This window comes from Ruminococcus sp. RTP21484sp1_RTP21277st1_D2_RTP21277_210401 (assembly GCF_040924225.1).
Taxonomy (GTDB): domain Bacteria; phylum Bacillota; class Clostridia; order Lachnospirales; family Lachnospiraceae; genus Blautia_A; species Blautia_A faecis.
This window is the reverse complement of the sequence record NZ_JBCOMJ010000013.1, coordinates 1-17819: the sequence shown is the minus strand read 5'-3', so window position 1 is coordinate 17819 and position 17819 is coordinate 1. Positions and strand designations below refer to the sequence as shown.

Genomic DNA, 17819 nt, shown 5'->3' with positions numbered 1-17819 from the left:
CAACAACATCACAAAAAACAAAAATATATATTGTACTTATTGACATACAAGATAAGATGTCATATAATGTATACATACAAAGCAAGACAACGTTAAAACAAATGTTAAAAGGAGGTAATTTATGAAACGAAAAGTAATAAGCACGGTAATTGCAGCATGTATGGTAGTGGGGACAATGGCTAGTTTTGGAACGAGCGTAAATGCAGCTACATCAAAATCGGAAGACAGTGGAGAAAAGGTTACATTAAAACTTTTCCATAACTGGATCAATGTAGATGAGGCACCGTATTTTGAAGACATTGCTGAAGAGTTTGAGTCAACACATCCAAATGTGGACATTGTTGTTGAGAATGTTGGAGATCCGGATTATAAGTCTAAACTTAAGGTTATGCTTGGTGCAGATGATGCTCCTGATATTTTCTTTTCATGGAGCGGTGAATTTGCATATAAGTTTGCAAGAGCGGGAAGTGCACTGGATCTGACAGAATACTATGAAGAGGATTCTGAGTGGAAAGATAGCTTTATCCAAGCTGCGCTTGAGCCATTTCAGTATGAGGAAGGCATTTATGGAGTACCGGTACGAGTTGACGCCAAGCTGATGATTTATAACAAAGATTTATTTGAAAAATATAATGTAGAGGTGCCGACTACATATGATGAATTTTTAAACGTATGCCAGACGTTTAAAGATGCAGGAATAACGCCATTGGCTATGGGAAACAGTGATCCCTGGACAGCTTGCCATTATATTTCCACATTTAACAGTATGTGTGTACCAAGTGATGTACGTGCAGTAGATAATAATTATAAGACTGGTACATTTACAGATGATGGATATGTGCAGGCACTGAATATGCTAAAAGACTTGAATGACAAAGGGTATTTTACAGAAAATACGAACTCTATAGACTTCGAGGTGGCAAGAAATGATTTCCTTACAGGAAATGCAGCTATGACGTATATGCAGTCTATTGAATTCAGACGATGCGCAGAAAATAATCTTAATGCAGGTGCATTTAAGATTCCATTCCCAGAGGGAGAAGATGGAGATCCGGAACTGGTAACTGGTTCACCAGATGGATTTATGATTTCAAAATCCTGTAAGAATCCGGAAGTTGCCATTGAATTTCTGAAGCTTATGACCAGCAAGCCATGGCAGGAGAGGATGATCACACAGTTATCCAGTCCGGCATCTGTACAGGGAATTCATAATGAAGAAAATTCAGATGCATTGACTTTGCAGGCAGTTGATATTTACAGTAAGGCTTCAGGTTTTGCGAATTGGCTTGATGCAGATATTCACAGTAAGATTGCAGATGTTTATGTACCTGGGCTGCAAGAGGTAATTGCAGGATCTGTGACACCAGAGGACTTGATGTCCGAGGTGCAGGAAATTGCAGAAGAAGTTCAGAGTGATTCAGAAGAATAATAGAACGAACTGTCCATGGGAATAGATAATTCCCATGGACAGCAAAAGGAGATTCGGGAATGAGTATCTATAAAAATAAAAAAATCATAGTACTGTTCCTGGCACCGGTAACTATAGGATTGCTTGTTTTTGTGTATTATCCTCTGATACAGACAATTATAGGTAGTTTGTATAAATGGGTATCCTATTCACCGGATAGGAAGTGGGTAGGAATAGCAAATTATTTGGCCATATTTCAGAAAAAAGGATTCTTAAGAATACTGTTCAATAATACTATATATGCAATCCTTTCTGTCGTGTGTCAGGTGGGTTTGGCGATGGTAATGGCAGCTTGCCTGGAAGAAATATTTATGAGAAAATTTCAGAAATTTTTCAGGACAGTGTTATTTATTCCGTCATTAATTTCTATGTCAGTTATTGGCCTTTTGTGGAAATGTATTTTTAACCCTAATACAGGGCCGCTGAACCAATTATTGGTACAGGTTTTCCACGTTCAAAATCCACCCGGCTGGCTGGGTGATGCGAGTCTTGCAATTTTCTGTTGTATCTTTATTTCCCAGTGGCAAAATGTTGGATATTGTATGCTGCTTGATCTGATTGGCATCCAGAAGATCCCGCAGGAAATTCATGATGCCGCACTTATAGATGGTGCCAGTTCAGTAAAAAAATTTTGGTACGTAACGTTACCTATGAGTAAAGAGTCTATGTTGGTAACTGCACTTATAACAACAATTGGAAGTTATAAGATTTTTACAGAGATACAGATACTGACAGGTGGTGGCCCGGGAAGAGCAACCGAGGTTCTTGCCACTGCAATGTATAGGGCAGCTTTTAATAACGATGAGATGGGTGTGGCAAGTGCGTATGCGGTAGTGATATTTGTGATTACTCTGGTATTATCTTTGATACAAATGAAGCTATCCAGAACAGGAGAGGAGGCAGAACAATGAAATATAATCGATGGTATTCTTCCATTGGGAAAATACTGGTGTTTCTGTTCTTTTGTCTGTTTGCAGTTGCTATTATATTACCACTTGTATGGATGTTGATCTCCAGTGTGAAAAACAATACGGAGTTTTTGTCTTCACCGTGGTCACTTCCAGATAAAATACATTGGGAAAATTATGCATATGCTGTGAAATATGGTGTTGGTCAGTATTTTTTTAATAGTATCATTGTAACAGTTGGAACTGTAATTATGACTGTGCTCTGTTGTTCACTGGCCTCCTATGTATTAAGCAGGTTTGAGTTTAAAGGGAAAAATCTCATATTTATTATGATTGTGGCAGGAATGATGATTTCACCAGAAGTAAATCTGGTTTCCTTGTTTAAACTTATGCAGAAACTAAAATTGTATAATACATATCTTGGATTAATTATTTCCTATAGTGTATTTCAGTTTCCGTTTACAGTGCTGCTGTTTCGTTCTTATATGCTGTCTCTTCCAAAATCTGTGGAAGAAGCTGCTATGTTGGATGGTTGTTCTGTAATACAAATGTTTACGAAAATTGTGTTACCAATGAGCAAACCAATATTATTTTCAGGAGCGTTGTTTGCCACAATGCATGCATGGAATGAATATATGTTTGCTACGGTATTTGTAGAAAGTGATAAGTTAAAAACAGTCCCTGTTGGTCTGGTTTCTTTGCAGACTGCTTTAAGAACAGATTATCCTGTTTTGATTGCAGGATTGACAATATCAGCTGCTGTAGTAGTTGTTGTTTTTCTGATATTCCAGAAGCAGTTTGTCAGAGGGCTTGCACAGGGAGGCGTGAAAGGATAGAAAATATGAGAATACTAGGTTTGGGTGATTGTTGTGTGGATTATTATATTCACAAAAAGATGGCGTTTCCAGGAGGAAATGCATTTAATGTAGCGGTGTATGCAGCGGAGAATGGCGCTGAAGCAGGATTTTTAGGAACAGTAGGTGATGATGTCATAGGAGAACATATCCTGAAATGTGCCAGAGAAAAGCATGTAGACATTTCACATTGTCCTGTGAAGCATGGAGTATCCGGACGGGCTGCGGTCAACATTGTTGATGGTGACAGAGTATTTGTTAGTGGTTATTTTGAAGAAAAACATGGTGTTGGAAGTTTGTACCCACCTATGTTGAGCAGTGCAGATCTGAACTATGTAGAATCATTTCAGCTTGTACACAGTTCCTGCTATGCACATGTAGAAAATCAGATTGAAAGAGTACGTGCATTAGGACCGATTATCAGCTTTGATTTTTCATCTGAAGATAAATATCGTACGGATGAATATCTGAAACAGGTAAGTCCAATGGTAGATATGGCACTGTTTTCCTGTGAAGATATGTCGGATGAAGAGTGTATTAGCTTTGCCAAAAAAGTACAAGGATATGGTGGTGCACATGTGCTGATGACCAGGGGAAAAGGTGGACAGCTGTTGGTAACAAAAGATGGTCTGTGCCATAAGGGGCAGGCAAAATTAATACAGGCCGTAGATACTATGGGCGCAGGAGATTCTTTCTTTGCCGCATTTTTGGTAACTTTGTTAAAAGAAGGATGGACCAAAGACAGTATCATTACAGAATCTATGATAGAAGTTGCTTTTGCAGCTGCAGCAGATTTTTCAGGACGTAACTGTTTAAGAGAAGGATCTTTTGGTATGGGACTTTCTATTGAAATGTAAATAATGAAATGCAAATAAAAGGAGGAAAAAATGCTTAAGTTTAATGAGGATGCAATCAAAAAAGACGTGGAAGAGACACTTGCACTGCGCAAAGATGTGGAAGCTGCTGTGAAAAAAATTTGCGAGAAAGGTTATAACAATATTTTTCTCGTAGGTATTGGCGGTACATATGCAGTTGCAGAAGAATTAATGTCTTATCTTAAAGGACATTCCAAAATTGAAATATATCTTGAAAATGCAGCGGATCTGACAGCTGAAGGAAATACAAAGCTTGGAGAAAAGTCTGTTATGGTGATCACATCGGCTACAGGAAATACTCCGGAAATGACAGATGCTGTGCGTTATGGCAAGGAAAAAGGAGCTACGATTTTTGGATTTGTGGATGAAAAAGATTCTCCTCTGGCAAAAGAAACTGAAATTTTGTTTTCATGCAAAGGTGGAGCTTATCTGAAGCTGCTTGTGACTATGCTGGCGTTCATGAAAGAAAAGGGAGAATTCGAATTGTATGATCTCTTTTATCAGCAGGCAGAATCATTAGGGGATGCATTAATTAATGTGCAGAAAGAAGCGGATAAAAAAACAGAAGAATTTGCAGAAAAACATGGTGAGGACAGTATGCACTATGTTGTTGGCGGAGGAATGTTAAAAGGTGCAGCTTATAGCTATGCGATGTGCTACATGGAAGAGATGCTGTGGATGCGTACAAAATCTATTTCCTGTGCAGACTTTTTCCATGGTACACTTGAAATTATTGAAAAAGATACGAATGTAACTCTGTTTAAAGGGGAAGATCATGGCAGAGCTCAAGCAGAACGTGTAGAACGTTTCTTACCTAGAATCTGCGATAATATTACAGTATTTGATACAAAAGAATATCATACACCTGGAATAGATGACACATTCAGAGAAATTTTGACACCAATGATAATGGCTGCTATTTATGCACGTATTAATGTGCACCTGGAAAATGTAAGAAAGCATCCAATGGAAATCAGAAGATATTATCACAAACTGGATTATTGATGTGAAAGATAAAACAATAAAATTGAGGAGGTCATATTATGAAAATCGATTATAAAGCAGTCGTAAAAGAAATTCTGGATTCAAGAAAGGAAAATGGAGGTATTCATGCGATTTACTTCGCTGCCTGCGGTGGTTCTAAAGCAGGATTAACAACTGCTGACTTTTTCTTAAAGTGTGAGTCAGCAACAATAGATAGTCATGTGTATACTGCAAAAGAGTTTGTACTTTGTCCACCTAAGGCTTTTGACGAAAATTGTATTGTAGTTACCTTGTCTGCAAGCGGAACTACACCAGAGGCTGTTGCAGCTGCAAAAGCAGCAAAAGAAAAGGGAGCAGTGTCTATTACAATTGTAGGTAAGAAGGATTCTCCACTTGCAGAGCAGGGAGACTATGTATTCTTTAATGGTGATGAGCCGAAGTATCAGTACTCCACATGTTCTATGGCAGTAGCTCTGCGTTTTGCAGTAGAACTTTTACAGCAGGCGGAAGGATATGAGCACTATGATGACATGCAGCATGGTTTTGATATACTGGATGATGTGATCAAAAAAGCACGTGAATATGCAGAGCCAGGTGCTATCCGATTTGCAGAAGAACATAAAGATGATAAAGTGCTTCATGTTATGGCCACAGGCGCAAATTATAACGTAGCGTATACAACAACTACATGTATTTTAATGGAGTGCCAGTGGATTCACTCAAATCCAATTCATAGTGGAGAGTTCTTCCATGGACCATTTGAAGTTGTAGATAAGGAAGTTCCATTTCTTGTACTTGTGGGGGTAGGAAGAGAAAGAGAAATGGATGAAAGAGCTGTTGATTTCTTGAAAAAATATGGAAAACGCATCACAGTGTTGGATGGTAAAGAGTTTGGTATTGATATACTCGGCCCAACAGTTGCAGAGTATTTAAGCCCGCTGGTGTTTACCGGAGTACTGAGCAGATACAGCCACCGTCTTGCAGATGCTCGTAATCATTCCGTATATGTACGCCGATATATGTGGCATGTTCCTTATTGATTGGGAAAATGGCATAGAACTGGCTTGAAATACGATAGCCTAGATGAAGGTGAAATATCTAACGCTGGTAACTTTTAGAGGAATATACTTAGAAAGCTTGCTGGATCGGAAAAAAGATTATATAATATAAAATAAAAGCGTATATGTTTAGAGACATATACAGATGAATGAGGTGCATTATGAACGAATTAGATCCGCAGAGTATTGTTCCGCTATATAAACAGTTGAAGGACTTGCTTCTTCAGGAAATTAAAGAGGGAATTTATAAAGCAAATCAGAAAATTCCGACAGAATTGGAATTAAGTGAAAAATATCAAATTAGTCGAATGACTGTTCGGAAAGCACTTGCTGAACTGGTGGAAGAGGGCGTTCTGGCGAAAAAACAGGGAAAAGGAACATTTGTGCAGGAAGAAAAGATGACAGAGGATCTTTCAAGCCCAAATAGTTTTACCAATCTCTGTAAACGTAATGGCAAAGTTCCAGGAGGCAAGACGTTAAAATGCACACTTCAGGAGGCAAAAGACAGAGATCGGCAGCTGTTAAAATTAGAAAATGGTGAAATGGTTATTTTGGTAGAGCGTGTGCGAACAGCAGATGATGTACCTGTTATGCTGGAAAAGCTTTATTTTCCAGGACATTTGAAAAATATACTTGTAGAAGATTTGAATAATGCATCTTTGTATCAGATCCTTCTTGAAAAGTATGGACTGCAGTCTGGAAACTCAGTGATGGAAATTAGTGTGTGCGAGGCTACGCCAGAAGAAGCAGCGGAGTTGAAAGTAAAAACAGGGACACCTTGTTTATTGATGGAAGAAATTGTGTATGATCAATATGATAAGCCCTTCCATCGAACCAAGTCAGTGCTGCGAGGTGATAAATTTAAATATATCAGTCCGCGAATGAATGTGGTAAAGCATGTGAACAGTAATTAAACAAAAAGCCGGAAGCCTTGAATGTGGTTTCCGGCTCTTTTAGAATACGTGGAGGCTTGTAATGAAATTAGAGAAAAAGGTTAAAAAAAAATTAGAGGATCTGGGGATTTTTTTACTTTCTGGTTTTCTGATTGGTATTGCAACATATAATTTTGCATCGGCATTTTCTTTTCCTATGGTTGGGTTTACTGGGATAGGGTTGATAGGTTATCATTTATTTGGGATTCCTATAGGTATGACTGTGGTTTGCTTAAATATACCGATGGCTCTTATTTCATGGAAAATACTAGGACGGGAATTTTTGGAAAAGTCTATACTGTGTATTGCAAGTGTTGCTTTTTTTACAGATTATATTGCACCATTGTTTCCGAGATATACTGGAGAAACGCTTCTGGCAGTTTTGTGTACAGCGACTTTATCAGGAATTGGTTATGCTCTAATGTATACAAGAAATGCATCAAGCGGTGGGACTGATTTTATGATTATGCTTGTGCGAAAAAAATTTCCCCATCTTTCTTTAGGTTCATTAACATTGATTCTTGATTCGTCAGTTATTATTTTGGGAGTATGCCTAGTGTCAAAAAGTGCAGACAGTCTTTTGCTTGGAATTTTAATTACTTTCTTAATATCGGTAGTTATAGATAAAGTAATGAATGGATTTTCAGCAGGAAAAATGACGATGATTATTTCGCATTATCCAGAGCAAATTGCTCAGATGATTGCACAAAAAGTAGGAAGAGGGGCAACATTTCTTTGGGCGGAAGGCAGTTATACACATAATCATAAGAAAATAGTGCTTTGTGCTTGTAATAATAAAGAATTGTATATTATTCGAAAAAATGTATTGTTGATAGATCCTGAAGCTTTTGTTGTCATTATGGATTCAAATGAGGTACTGGGGGAGGGGTTTATTGAACCTGGTGTTGTTAATTAAGAATACAGTGTTATTTGGCAATGTTATGTCAGGAAAAGAATAATGTGAAGCTTCCAGAATGAGGAACTCTGAATAAAATGATGGATAATTCAGAAGCGATGTTGGAATATGATTTTAAAAAAGAGCTGTCGCACTAATCAAAGTCTCAGGTAGTGTAAAATAGTTTGTATTTTTTATGGCAGTTGCAAAAGAACAAATTCGACAGATCATCTCAGAAAACAACATTAATAGCGTTGCAGATATATACACGCTTCTGAAAGACCGTTTCAAGGATATCCTGCAGGAGCTGATGGAGGCAGAAATGGATGCAACTCTTGGCTACGAGAAAAACCATAAGGGAGATCTACAGACAGACAATAAAAGAAATGGTCATTCTACAAAAAACTTAAAGAGTCAATATGGTGAATTTCAAATCGACGTACCAAGATACCGTAATGGTGAGTTTGAACCAAAACTCATCCCTAAATACCAGAGAGATATTTCCAGGATTGAGGAAAAAGTGATATCTTTATATGCCCGTGGTATGAGTACACGTGACATCCACGACCAGCTCCAGGATCTTTATGGAATTGAGCTATTAGCTGAAATGGTCAGCAAGATCACAGACAAAATACTTCCTCAGGTTAAGGAATGGCAGTCCCGTCCTCTGAACCCGGTTTATCCGTTTGTCTTTATGGACTGTATTCATTATAAAGTACGTGAGGATGGCAGGATTCTGAGTCGTGCTGCGTATGTAGTTCTTGGCGTTACAGTGGAGGGATACAAAGATATCCTCGGCATCACAGTAGGCGCAAATGAAACCAGCAAGTTCTGGCTTGGGATGCTTAATGATCTTAAGAACCGCGGAGTAAAAGATGTCCTTTTCTTCTGCGTGGATGGTCTTCCGGGTTTTAAAGAAGCTATTCAGGCAGTTTATCCGCAGGCAGAGATTCAGAGATGTGTGATCCATATGCTACGCAATTCTTTCAAATATGTAAATTATAATGATCTGAGAACAATCTGGAAATGTTCGAACAGGTTCATATGGCAGTTGCAATGGGAAATGCGAAAGAAAGTGTAAAGCGTGCAGCAGATGAGATAACATCAGACTGCGATGAAGATGGTGCAGCTGTGTTTTTAGAGAGATATTGCCAGGTAGCCTTGTAATAAAGGCTACCTGGCAATATAAACGTGTAATCGCATCCGGGCGAATCGCCCACAAATTGTGACGCACATCTTGCAGAAAGCCTTTTTCAAACACGCTCTGGCTCTCTGGTTTCACTTTCCAATCATCTGAATTCTCTTACGGTTATAAACCAGATGCAGATACATGGCATCCTGTGCGCGGAGCGGGTCATGTGCGGCAATGGCATCCGCAATCTCACGGTGGGTCTCGATGGTTTCTTCCAGCAGTGTACCTCTGGTGGTCTCTACAAACAGAGGGATTGAGCTGTTAATCACAGGAACCAGTCTTGGAACCACAACGTTTTTGCTGCTCAAAGCAATGGCTGCATGAAAATCTATATCCTTTTGTGTATGGTCTTCATGTTTTTTTAATAAGTCTTCTACTTCATCGCAAAGCGCGGTGATTTTTTTTATGTCTTTTTTATCGGCGCGTGTGGCTGCCATTGCAGCAATAGGGGGTTCAAGGAGAAAGCGCACTTCCAGAAGGTCATTGATCAGCTTTTGCTTATTGCCGATAAAGGTAAAGCCCAGTGGGTCATCCACCATTCCGGGGGAAGAGGCAATATAGGTACCAGAGCCCTGGCGGATCGTAACAATATTTCGGGATGCGAGAAGCTTCATGGCTTCCCGTACAGAACTTCTTCCTGCATTCAGACGCTCAGAAAGAATGGTTTCATTCGGTAATTTATCTCCTGGCTGTAAATTTTCTTCTAAAATAAGTGCAATAATATCCTCTGATATTTTTTGGGGAAGGCTTTTTTCTTCTGATAACAAATTCATCATATGACTTACTCCGCTTCTAATGTAATAATTCTTATTTTCTATGATAATGTTTTTTAAATCCAATGTCAAAACGCTAAATTGCACAAAAAAAGATACAAAATTTTAGATAAAATTCCGTATTGCGTTTTTAACGAATAGATTATATCATAAATACATCAGATGAATTCAGAGAAAAAACAGTGACTAAAGGAAAAAATACATAAAAATCAGCAAATAGGTCAGATGAATTCATAGAAAGATTGTAAAACATCAGATGAATCAAGGAGGTAAAAAGAAAAATGGAAGAAACAACTTTTGCGGCAGATCCAATGAGACTGATGATCGCGGCGGCGGTGGGAATTGTGGTTCTGCTGGTACTGATCATCAAATTTAAGCTTCATCCGGTTCTGTCAATGATGATTTCCGCAATCATCATTGGAGCGGGAGCAGGAATGCCGCTTACGATGATCTCGGACACAGTAGAAAAAGGTGTTGGAAAGACATTGCAGGGAATTGCGCTTCTGGTAGGACTTGGTTCCATGTTTGGCGGAATTCTGGAGGTAAGCGGAGGAGCCCAGAGAATCGCAGAGACATTGATCGGTAAATTTGGTCAGAAAAAAGCCGGATGGGCACTTGGACTTACGGGACTTGTAATTGGTACCACCGTATTTTTTGAAGCGGGTGTTGTGGTGCTGATCCCATTGGTGTTCAGTGTTGCGAAGCAGACGAAAAAATCCACACTGTATTATGCGATTCCCCTTCTTTCCGGTCTGGCCAGTGGATATGCTTTTGTTCCACCTTCAGCAGGCTCGGTACTTGTGGCAAATGCCCTTGGCGTGAACCTGGGAACCATGATCATGGTAGGAGTTCCGACAGCACTGATCTGCATGATGGTTTCCGGAATCTTCTGGGGAAGTTTCATTGGTAACAAGATTCATACAGAGCTTCCGGCAAATGTGGAAGAGATTAAAGATGATGGAAAAGACCTTCCGCCTTTTGGCCTGGTATTAGGTGTGATCCTGATTCCGCTTGTTCTGATCCTTCTCAGCACATTATCTAAGTATATGCCGCTTCCAGAAGGGGTAAAGGATGTTCTTGGATTTATAGGAAAACCATTCCTTGCATTAACCATTGCGACACTAGCATCTATGTATTTCCTGGGAATCAAACGAGGATTTACCGGTGCGCAGTTAAAGAAAATCCTGGACCATTCACTCAGACCGGTAGGCATGATCCTTCTGGTAATTGCCAGCGGCGGAGTGATCCGATGGATGCTTCAGGATTCCGGCCTTGGAAACATTATCGGACCGGTTCTGGAGAAGAGTGGACTTCCATTAATCCTGATCGCATTTCTCATTGCACTTCTGGTCAGAGCTTCTGTAGGAAGTTCGATTGTAGCGATGACAATGGCATCCGGAATTATGGCAACCATGCCGGCTGTAATGGATACCAGTATGATTTACAGAGCAGCAATGTGCTGTGCAATCTGTGGTGGCGCAACTGCACTGAGCCATGTGAATGATGCAGGCTTCTGGCTGGTAACTTCATTCCTTGAGATTGACGAAAAGACAACCCTGAAATCCTGGACGATCATGGAAACACTGATCGGTGTTACGGCACTTATTGTAAGCTTTATTGTTTCAATCTTTGCATAGGAGGCAGGACGCAATGATAAAGATACCGGTTTATTTAAGAGATATGTGTGATGCCAAGCATCTGGTGCAGGCTGCATCAGGATGTGAGAAAAATGTAGATCTGATCTGTGGAAGATATATTGTAGATGCGAAATCAATGCTGGGGGTGTTCAGTCTTCCCACATTTGATGATGTAGAACTTGGAGCAGAAGAAGAGGACGAAGAGAAACTCAGGAAAACACTGGAAAGTTTAAAGCTTATCAGAGAATAAAAAATGGAGGAAAAAATCATGCAGTTAAAAAGTCAGGAAATGAGAAAACTTGCACCGGAGCTTGATCCGCTGCGTATTGGAACAGGATGGACAAAAGAAGATCTTGGAAAAGTCCAGGTTATGGTTGAAAGCACCTATGGTGACAGCCATCCGGGAAGCGGACATCTGAATATCCTTGTAGAAGAAGTCCGCAAAGGAATCGCAGAAGAAGGCGGTTTCGGAGCACGTTATAACTGTACCGATATCTGCGACGGTGAAAGCCAGGGAACAGATGGAATCAACTACAGTCTGGCCAGCCGTGAGATGATCGCCAATATGATCGAAATCCATGCAAATGCTACTCCTTTTGACGCAGGTGTATACCTTTCAAGCTGTGACAAAGGTGTTCCGGGAAATCTGATGGGACTTGCCAGAGTAAACATTCCTTCCGTATTTGTTCCAGGTGGAACCATGAATGCCGGACCGGAAATGCTGACACTGGAGCAGCTTGGAATGTACAGCGCAAAATTCGAGCGTGGCGAAATTGATGAAGAGAAGCTTGACTGGGCAAAATGCAATGCATGCCCAAGCTGTGGCGCATGTTCCTTTATCGGAACTGCATCTACCATGCAGATTATGGCAGAGGCACTTGGACTTGCACTTCCAGGCACAGCCCTGATGCCGGCAACCAGCCCTGACCTTCTTGACTTTGCAAGAGAAGCTGGAAGACAGGCAGTGAGAATTGCCCAGATGGAAAATATGCGTCCTTCTGACATTGTAACTATGGACAGCTTTGAGAATGCAATTCTTGTTCATGCTGCAATTTCAGGAAGCACCAACTGTCTGCTTCATCTTCCGGCAATTGCCCATGAGTTTGGCATTGAGATCACAGGTGATACCTTTGATAAGCTGCACAGAAATGCAAGATATCTTCTGGATGTACGTCCGGCAGGCCGATGGCCAGCAGAGTGCTTCTACTATGCAGGTGGTGTACCGGCAATCATGGAGGAGATTAAAGAGCATCTCCACCTGGATGTCATGACAGTTACCGGAAAGACATTAGGAGAAAACCTGGAAGAACTGAAGAACAACGGATTCTATGAAAAATGTGATAAATGGCTTCAGGAATTTAACAAACGTTACAATGTAAATGTTACGAAGGAAGACATCATCCGTCCATATGACAAAGCAATCGGAACAGATGGAAGTATCGCAGTTCTTCGTGGAAACCTTGCTCCGGAAGGTGCCGTGATCAAACACACTGCATGCCCGAAGGAAATGTTCAAATCCGTTCTCCGCGCAAGACCATTTGACAGCGAAGAAGAATGTCTGGATGCAGTTCTGAAGCATAAGGTTCAGAAGGGTGATGCAGTCTTCATCCGTTACGAGGGACCAAAGGGAAGCGGAATGCCGGAAATGTTCTACACTTCTGAGGCAATCAGCAGTGATAAGGAACTTGGAAAGAGCATTGCCCTGATCACAGACGGACGTTTCTCAGGAGCATCTACCGGCCCGGTTATTGGACACTGCAGCCCGGAGGCTGTTGACGGAGGTCCGATCGCTCTTGTGGAAGAGGGAGACCTTATCGAAATTGATGTTATGGAAAGGAAACTGAACATCATCGGAATCGCAGGAGAACGCAAGTCTATGGAGGAAATCGACCAGATTCTTGCAGAAAGACGTAAAAACTGGAAACCACGTGAAATGAAATACAAAAAAGGTGTCCTGAGACTTTTCAGCCAGCATGCTGCAAGTCCAATGAAGGGAGCTTATCTGGAGTATTGATTATGAAGCATAAATTTATTACCATCGGCGAGATCATGCTTCGGCTGACTCCGCCAGATTATGAAAAAATCAGAACCGCAACATCTTTTGAGGCAAGATATGGGGGAAGTGAGGCCAATGTGGCCCTCTCCCTTGCAAATCTTGGAGTAGATGCCTCATTCTTTACAGTAGTTCCGGGAAATAGTCTTGGAAAAAGTGCTGTACGTATGCTGCGAAGCAATGATGTAAATTGCGACAGCGTAGTTTATTCAACAGAAGAAGAGACACCGACACATCGGCTTGGAACCTATTATCTTGAGACTGGTTACGGAATCCGTCCAAGTAAAGTGGTGTATGACAGAAAGCACAGTGCCTTTTCCGAATATGATTTCAGCAAAACAGATGTGAAAAAACTTCTGGAAGGTTACACCTGGCTTCATCTGAGCGGCATTACACCTGCACTTGGAAAAAGCTGCGGTGAACTGATCCTGACCTGCCTGAAAACAGCAAAGGAAAACGGCATGACCGTCAGCTTTGACGGAAATTTCAGAAGTACATTGTGGAGCTGGGAGGAAGCAAGAGATTTCTGTACCCTCTGCCTTCCATATGTAGATGTTCTTTTTGGAATCGAGCCTTACCACATCTGGAAAAATGAAGAAGATCATACCGCAGGTGATGTGAAGGATGGTGTTCCATTCCAGCCGGACCGTGAACAGCAGGAAAAAGTATTCAAGGCTTTTGTAGAGAGATATCCGAATATCAAATGCGTTGCAAGACATGTGCGTTTTGCACACAGCTGCAGTGAGAACAGCCTTATGGCCTATCTCTGGATAAACGGAAAGATTTATGAAAGCAAACGGCTTACCTTCCATATTCTTGACCGTGTTGGGGGTGGAGATGCATTTGTAAGTGGTATTATTTATGCTCTGATGAATGAATATACACCGGAAGATATTGTGAACTTTGGTGTTGCAGCCAGTGCAGTGAAGCATACCATTCATGGTGACGGAAATATTACAGATGATGTTTCCCTGATCAGACATGTGATGGAAATGAATTTTGATATAAAAAGATAACATGTTTTTGAGTGAAAGGAAATTCAAATGATGGATATAGCAGAGAAGTTTCAGAAGCTTGGTGTTGTTCCGGTAGTTGTGCTGGAAGATACAAAAGATGCAGTACCCCTTGCAAAGGCACTTGTTGAAGGTGGACTTCCATGTGCAGAAGTTACATTTCGTACAGAAGTAGCAGAAGAATCAATCCGTCTGATGACAGAACAGTTTCCGGAGATGCTTGTAGGAGCAGGAACTGTTCTTACCAGAGAGCAGGTGGATGCAGCTGTTGCAGCTGGTGCGAAGTTCATTGTAAGCCCTGGATTTGATCCGGAGATCGTAGATTACTGTCTGGAAAAAGAAATTCCTGTTTTCCCAGGCTGCGTCACACCGTCTGAGGTTGCGCAGGCAGTAAAAAGAGGCCTTAAGGTGGTAAAATTCTTTCCGGCAGAACCGGCAGGCGGAGTTGCCATGATCAAGGCTATGGCTGCACCTTATGTGGGAATTAAGTTTATGCCCACTGGCGGTATCAATGCAAAAAATCTGGAAGATTATCTTTCTTTCGACAAAATTATATGCTGCGGCGGAAGCTGGATGGTAAAAGGAGAGCTTGTAAAAAACGGAGAATTTGACAAGATCAGAGAACTGACAGCAGAAGCACGAAAACTGGTTGATTCCATCCGAAAATAATCGGAGGTATTACACATATTCATATTCACAAAAAACAGGATCCTGCATGAAAACAGGGTCCTGTTTTTTACACACATACCCTTCATACAATAAAAAAACCCCTATAAACCCAAACTCTCCCCCTCTATCCCAACCCCATCGTATGAGTTAAGATAATATCAACAAAGGAAAACAAAAACAAATAAATAAGGAGGGAATGGAATGAATGAGGTCATTGTCTCCATGAACAATATCAGCAAAAGTTTCCCGGGTGTTAAGGCTCTGGATCATGTAAAATTTGAGCTGCGTTCTGGAGAAGTCATGGCGCTGCTGGGAGAAAATGGAGCCGGAAAATCGACCCTGATGAAAATCCTCAGCGGTGTATATACCAGAGACGAAGGAACGATGGAAATCTTCGGAAAATCCTATGACGACCTAACACCAAAGCAGGCCCAGGAAGCAGGAGTAGCCATTATCCATCAGGAATTGAACATGTGCAGGCACTTAACAGTAACGGAGAACATGTTCCTTGGAAGAGAAGTAAAAGGTGGTTTATCCTTAAATAATGCGAAGATGCGGAAAGAAGCCAAGAGGGTTCTGGACGATCTTCGAATCGACATCAGTCCGGATCAGATCGTAGGAGATCTGCCAGTATCCAAACAGCAGATGGTTGAAATTGCAAAAGCACTTTCCATCGATGCAAGGATCCTGATCATGGACGAGCCTACATCCTCTCTGACAGCAAAAGAAATTGATGATCTTTTCCGTATCATCCGAAAGCTGAGGGACGAAGGAAGAGGAATCGTATACATTTCACACAGACTGGAAGAACTGTCCCATATCGTGGACAGAGTTACCATCATGCGAGATGGACAATACATAACAGACGGTAATTTCAAAGACATGGACATGGACTACATTATCAAAAATATGGTAGGCCGTGAAATCAAAGAAAAATTCCCGAGAGTGGAATGCAGGAAAGGCAAGAAGATTTTTGAAGTGAAAAATCTCAATGCCGGAAAAATGGTCCGAGATATCAACTTCTCTTTATATGAAGGCGAGATCGTAGGATTTGCGGGACTGATGGGAGCCGGAAGAACGGAGACTACAAGAGCCATCTTCGGTGTTGATCCGAAAGACAGCGGAGAGTTTTATGTGGATGGTAAAAAAATCGAAGTCAACTGTCCAATGGATGCCATTCGAAACGGTGTTGTGCTTGCTCCTGAGGATCGTAAAAAAGACGGTCTCTGTACGAAACTGAGCATCCGTCAGAACCTGGCACTGCCAAATCTTGACCTTGTATGCAATAAGATGGGTGTGATAAACTCAGGAAAAGAAGATGCTCTTTGCGAAAAAGCAGTGAAGGATCTCCAGATTAAAACACCGAATGTGGAAATTGATTCCGGCAATCTTTCTGGTGGAAACCAGCAGAAAGTAGTTGTTGGAAAATGGCTCGCAAGAGATTCAAGGGTTGTTATCTTTGATGAGCCCACAAGAGGAATTGATGTTGGCGCAAAGGTAGAAATTTACAATCTGATGAATGAGCTGAAAAAACAGGGAATTGCAGTTATGTTTGTATCCTCTGAAATGCCGGAGGTCATGGGAATTGCAGACCGTATCATCGTAATGTGTGACGGACGTATCACCGGTGAGGTTTCAGCAAGGGAAGCCACCCAGGACGAGATCCTTACAATGGCAACATCCTTTGAAAACAAGAGTATTAAGGAAACTGAGGGAGGAAGTAAAAATGAATAGTAAACAGCAACGCCCTTTAAAGAAATTATTGGGAATCAGGGGAATGGGGGCAGCACTTACCGCATTCGTGGGGCTGATCATTATTTATATCGCATTTGGTATCATTAACCCGGCGGTTTTTTCAGGACAGAATATGTTGAACCTGCTGCGTTCCATGTCCAAGTACCTGTTGATCGGTATTGCACAAAGTTACGTACTGATCACTGGAAACATTGACCTGTCAATCGGATCCATGGTCGGAATGAGCGCCATGATCGCAGCTACCTTAATGACAACAGGAATGGTACCATTCCTTGCAATTGTGATCGCACTTATTGCCTGTCTGGTAGTTGGTGTGGTAAATGGATATCTGGTTGGAAAATTTAAACTCCCTCCATTTATTGCAACTCTGGGAACCATGTTCGTAGCACGAGGAATTGCCTACATGGTAAACGGAAACAGAAATACAGATGCCATTGCAACAGGTGTTGGAAAAGAAACGGCTGATGCATTCCAAAATTGTTTTTATTACGGTAAAACGCTTGGCATTTATAACACATTCTGGATCGCACTTGTTATTTTTGTTATATTTTTCTTTATCTTATCCAAGACACGTACAGGCCGTCATATTTACGCAATCGGTTCTAACGTGGACGCGGCAAAGCTTTCTGGTGTAAACGTAGTTTCCACCACAGTAAAGACTTATCTGGTAAGCTCCGTATGCTCCTGTGTAGTTGGTCTTATCCTTTGCGCACAGGCTGGTATGGGAAATATGGAAGCTGGAAACATGTACGA

The 17819-nt window shown here is 41.1% G+C and carries 18 protein-coding genes and 1 pseudogene; 17 read left to right on the top strand and 2 right to left on the bottom strand.

Annotated elements, in window-relative coordinates; all coding sequences use genetic code 11:
* The first annotated feature begins 121 nt into the window (after positions 1–121).
* The 10 genes and pseudogenes from AB5706_RS10280 to AB5706_RS10235 all read left to right on the top strand — a co-directional run bounded on the left by AB5706_RS10280 (position 122) and on the right by AB5706_RS10235 (position 9141).
* Entirely contained in the window at positions 122–1429 is a 1308-nt protein-coding gene (locus tag AB5706_RS10280; protein ID WP_227198678.1) for an ABC transporter substrate-binding protein, read from the top strand.
* Positions 1430–1488: 59 nt separating this feature from the next.
* Positions 1489–2379, top strand: coding sequence for a carbohydrate ABC transporter permease (locus AB5706_RS10275; RefSeq protein ID WP_227198679.1), 891 nt, complete (start codon positions 1489–1491; stop codon positions 2377–2379).
* Positions 2376–3212, top strand: a complete 837-nt coding sequence (locus AB5706_RS10270) for a carbohydrate ABC transporter permease (protein ID WP_227198680.1) — start codon at positions 2376–2378, stop codon at positions 3210–3212. The genes AB5706_RS10275 and AB5706_RS10270 overlap by 4 nt, the downstream gene beginning before the upstream one ends.
* 5 nt (positions 3213–3217) lie before the next feature.
* Positions 3218–4087 carry a PfkB family carbohydrate kinase gene (locus tag AB5706_RS10265; RefSeq protein WP_177297924.1) on the top strand — a complete coding sequence of 290 codons (870 nt, stop codon included), beginning with the start codon at positions 3218–3220 and terminating at the stop codon, positions 4085–4087.
* Between the two features lie 30 nt (positions 4088–4117).
* Positions 4118–5110 (top strand): SIS domain-containing protein, encoded by a 993-nt coding sequence (locus AB5706_RS10260; protein ID WP_227198681.1) that lies wholly within the window; start codon positions 4118–4120, stop codon positions 5108–5110.
* 38 nt (positions 5111–5148) lie between these two features.
* Positions 5149–6129 carry an SIS domain-containing protein gene (locus AB5706_RS10255; RefSeq protein WP_118577618.1) on the top strand — a complete coding sequence of 327 codons (981 nt, stop codon included), beginning with the start codon at positions 5149–5151 and terminating at the stop codon, positions 6127–6129.
* 179 nt (positions 6130–6308) lie between these two features.
* On the top strand, positions 6309–7061 hold the full coding sequence (locus AB5706_RS10250) for a GntR family transcriptional regulator (RefSeq protein ID WP_227198682.1): 753 nt from the start codon (positions 6309–6311) through the stop codon (positions 7059–7061).
* Positions 7062–7122: 61 nt separating this feature from the next.
* Entirely contained in the window at positions 7123–7995 is an 873-nt protein-coding gene (locus AB5706_RS10245; RefSeq protein ID WP_227198683.1) for a YitT family protein, read from the top strand.
* 175 nt (positions 7996–8170) lie between these two features.
* Positions 8171–8989 (top strand): annotated as a pseudogene (locus AB5706_RS10240) (IS256 family transposase); the annotation flags it as partial.
* A gap of 29 nt (positions 8990–9018) precedes the next feature.
* Entirely contained in the window at positions 9019–9141 is a 123-nt protein-coding gene (locus tag AB5706_RS10235; protein WP_173769882.1) for an HAD family hydrolase, read from the top strand.
* 6 nt (positions 9142–9147) lie between these two features.
* Here AB5706_RS10235 and AB5706_RS10230 read toward each other — a convergent pair whose 3' ends face one another.
* Positions 9148–9231: a DUF6783 domain-containing protein gene (locus tag AB5706_RS10230; RefSeq protein WP_368072524.1), complete on the bottom strand. Its 84-nt coding sequence runs from the start codon at positions 9229–9231 to the stop codon at positions 9148–9150.
* A 21-nt stretch (positions 9232–9252) separates the two neighbouring features.
* The gene (locus tag AB5706_RS10225) at positions 9253–9942 is read right to left on the bottom strand and encodes a FadR/GntR family transcriptional regulator (RefSeq protein WP_227198684.1); all 690 of its coding nucleotides are present in this window, start codon (positions 9940–9942) and stop codon (positions 9253–9255) included.
* Between the two features lie 278 nt (positions 9943–10220).
* Between AB5706_RS10225 and AB5706_RS10220 the strand changes: the two genes are divergently transcribed.
* The 7 genes from AB5706_RS10220 to AB5706_RS10190 form a co-directional block, all read left to right on the top strand.
* Positions 10221–11576 (top strand): GntP family permease, encoded by a 1356-nt coding sequence (locus AB5706_RS10220; RefSeq protein WP_368366055.1) that lies wholly within the window; start codon positions 10221–10223, stop codon positions 11574–11576.
* 13 nt (positions 11577–11589) lie between these two features.
* Positions 11590–11826: an HPr family phosphocarrier protein gene (locus AB5706_RS10215; RefSeq protein WP_118577612.1), complete on the top strand. Its 237-nt coding sequence runs from the start codon at positions 11590–11592 to the stop codon at positions 11824–11826.
* An 18-nt stretch (positions 11827–11844) separates the two neighbouring features.
* Positions 11845–13590, top strand: coding sequence for a dihydroxy-acid dehydratase (gene ilvD / locus AB5706_RS10210; RefSeq protein ID WP_195380074.1), 1746 nt, complete (start codon positions 11845–11847; stop codon positions 13588–13590).
* Between the two features lie 2 nt (positions 13591–13592).
* The gene (locus AB5706_RS10205; RefSeq protein ID WP_187565238.1) at positions 13593–14645 is read left to right on the top strand and encodes a sugar kinase; all 1053 of its coding nucleotides are present in this window, start codon (positions 13593–13595) and stop codon (positions 14643–14645) included.
* Positions 14646–14672: 27 nt separating this feature from the next.
* Positions 14673–15311 (top strand): bifunctional 4-hydroxy-2-oxoglutarate aldolase/2-dehydro-3-deoxy-phosphogluconate aldolase, encoded by a 639-nt coding sequence (locus AB5706_RS10200; RefSeq protein WP_368366054.1) that lies wholly within the window; start codon positions 14673–14675, stop codon positions 15309–15311.
* 201 nt (positions 15312–15512) lie between these two features.
* A complete protein-coding gene (locus AB5706_RS10195; protein WP_148461522.1) occupies positions 15513–17045 on the top strand; it encodes a sugar ABC transporter ATP-binding protein in 1533 nt (510 codons plus the stop codon).
* Positions 17038–17819: ABC transporter permease (locus tag AB5706_RS10190; protein WP_368366053.1), on the top strand; the 782-nt coding region annotated here is incomplete at its 3' end. The genes AB5706_RS10195 and AB5706_RS10190, both read left to right, overlap by 8 nt.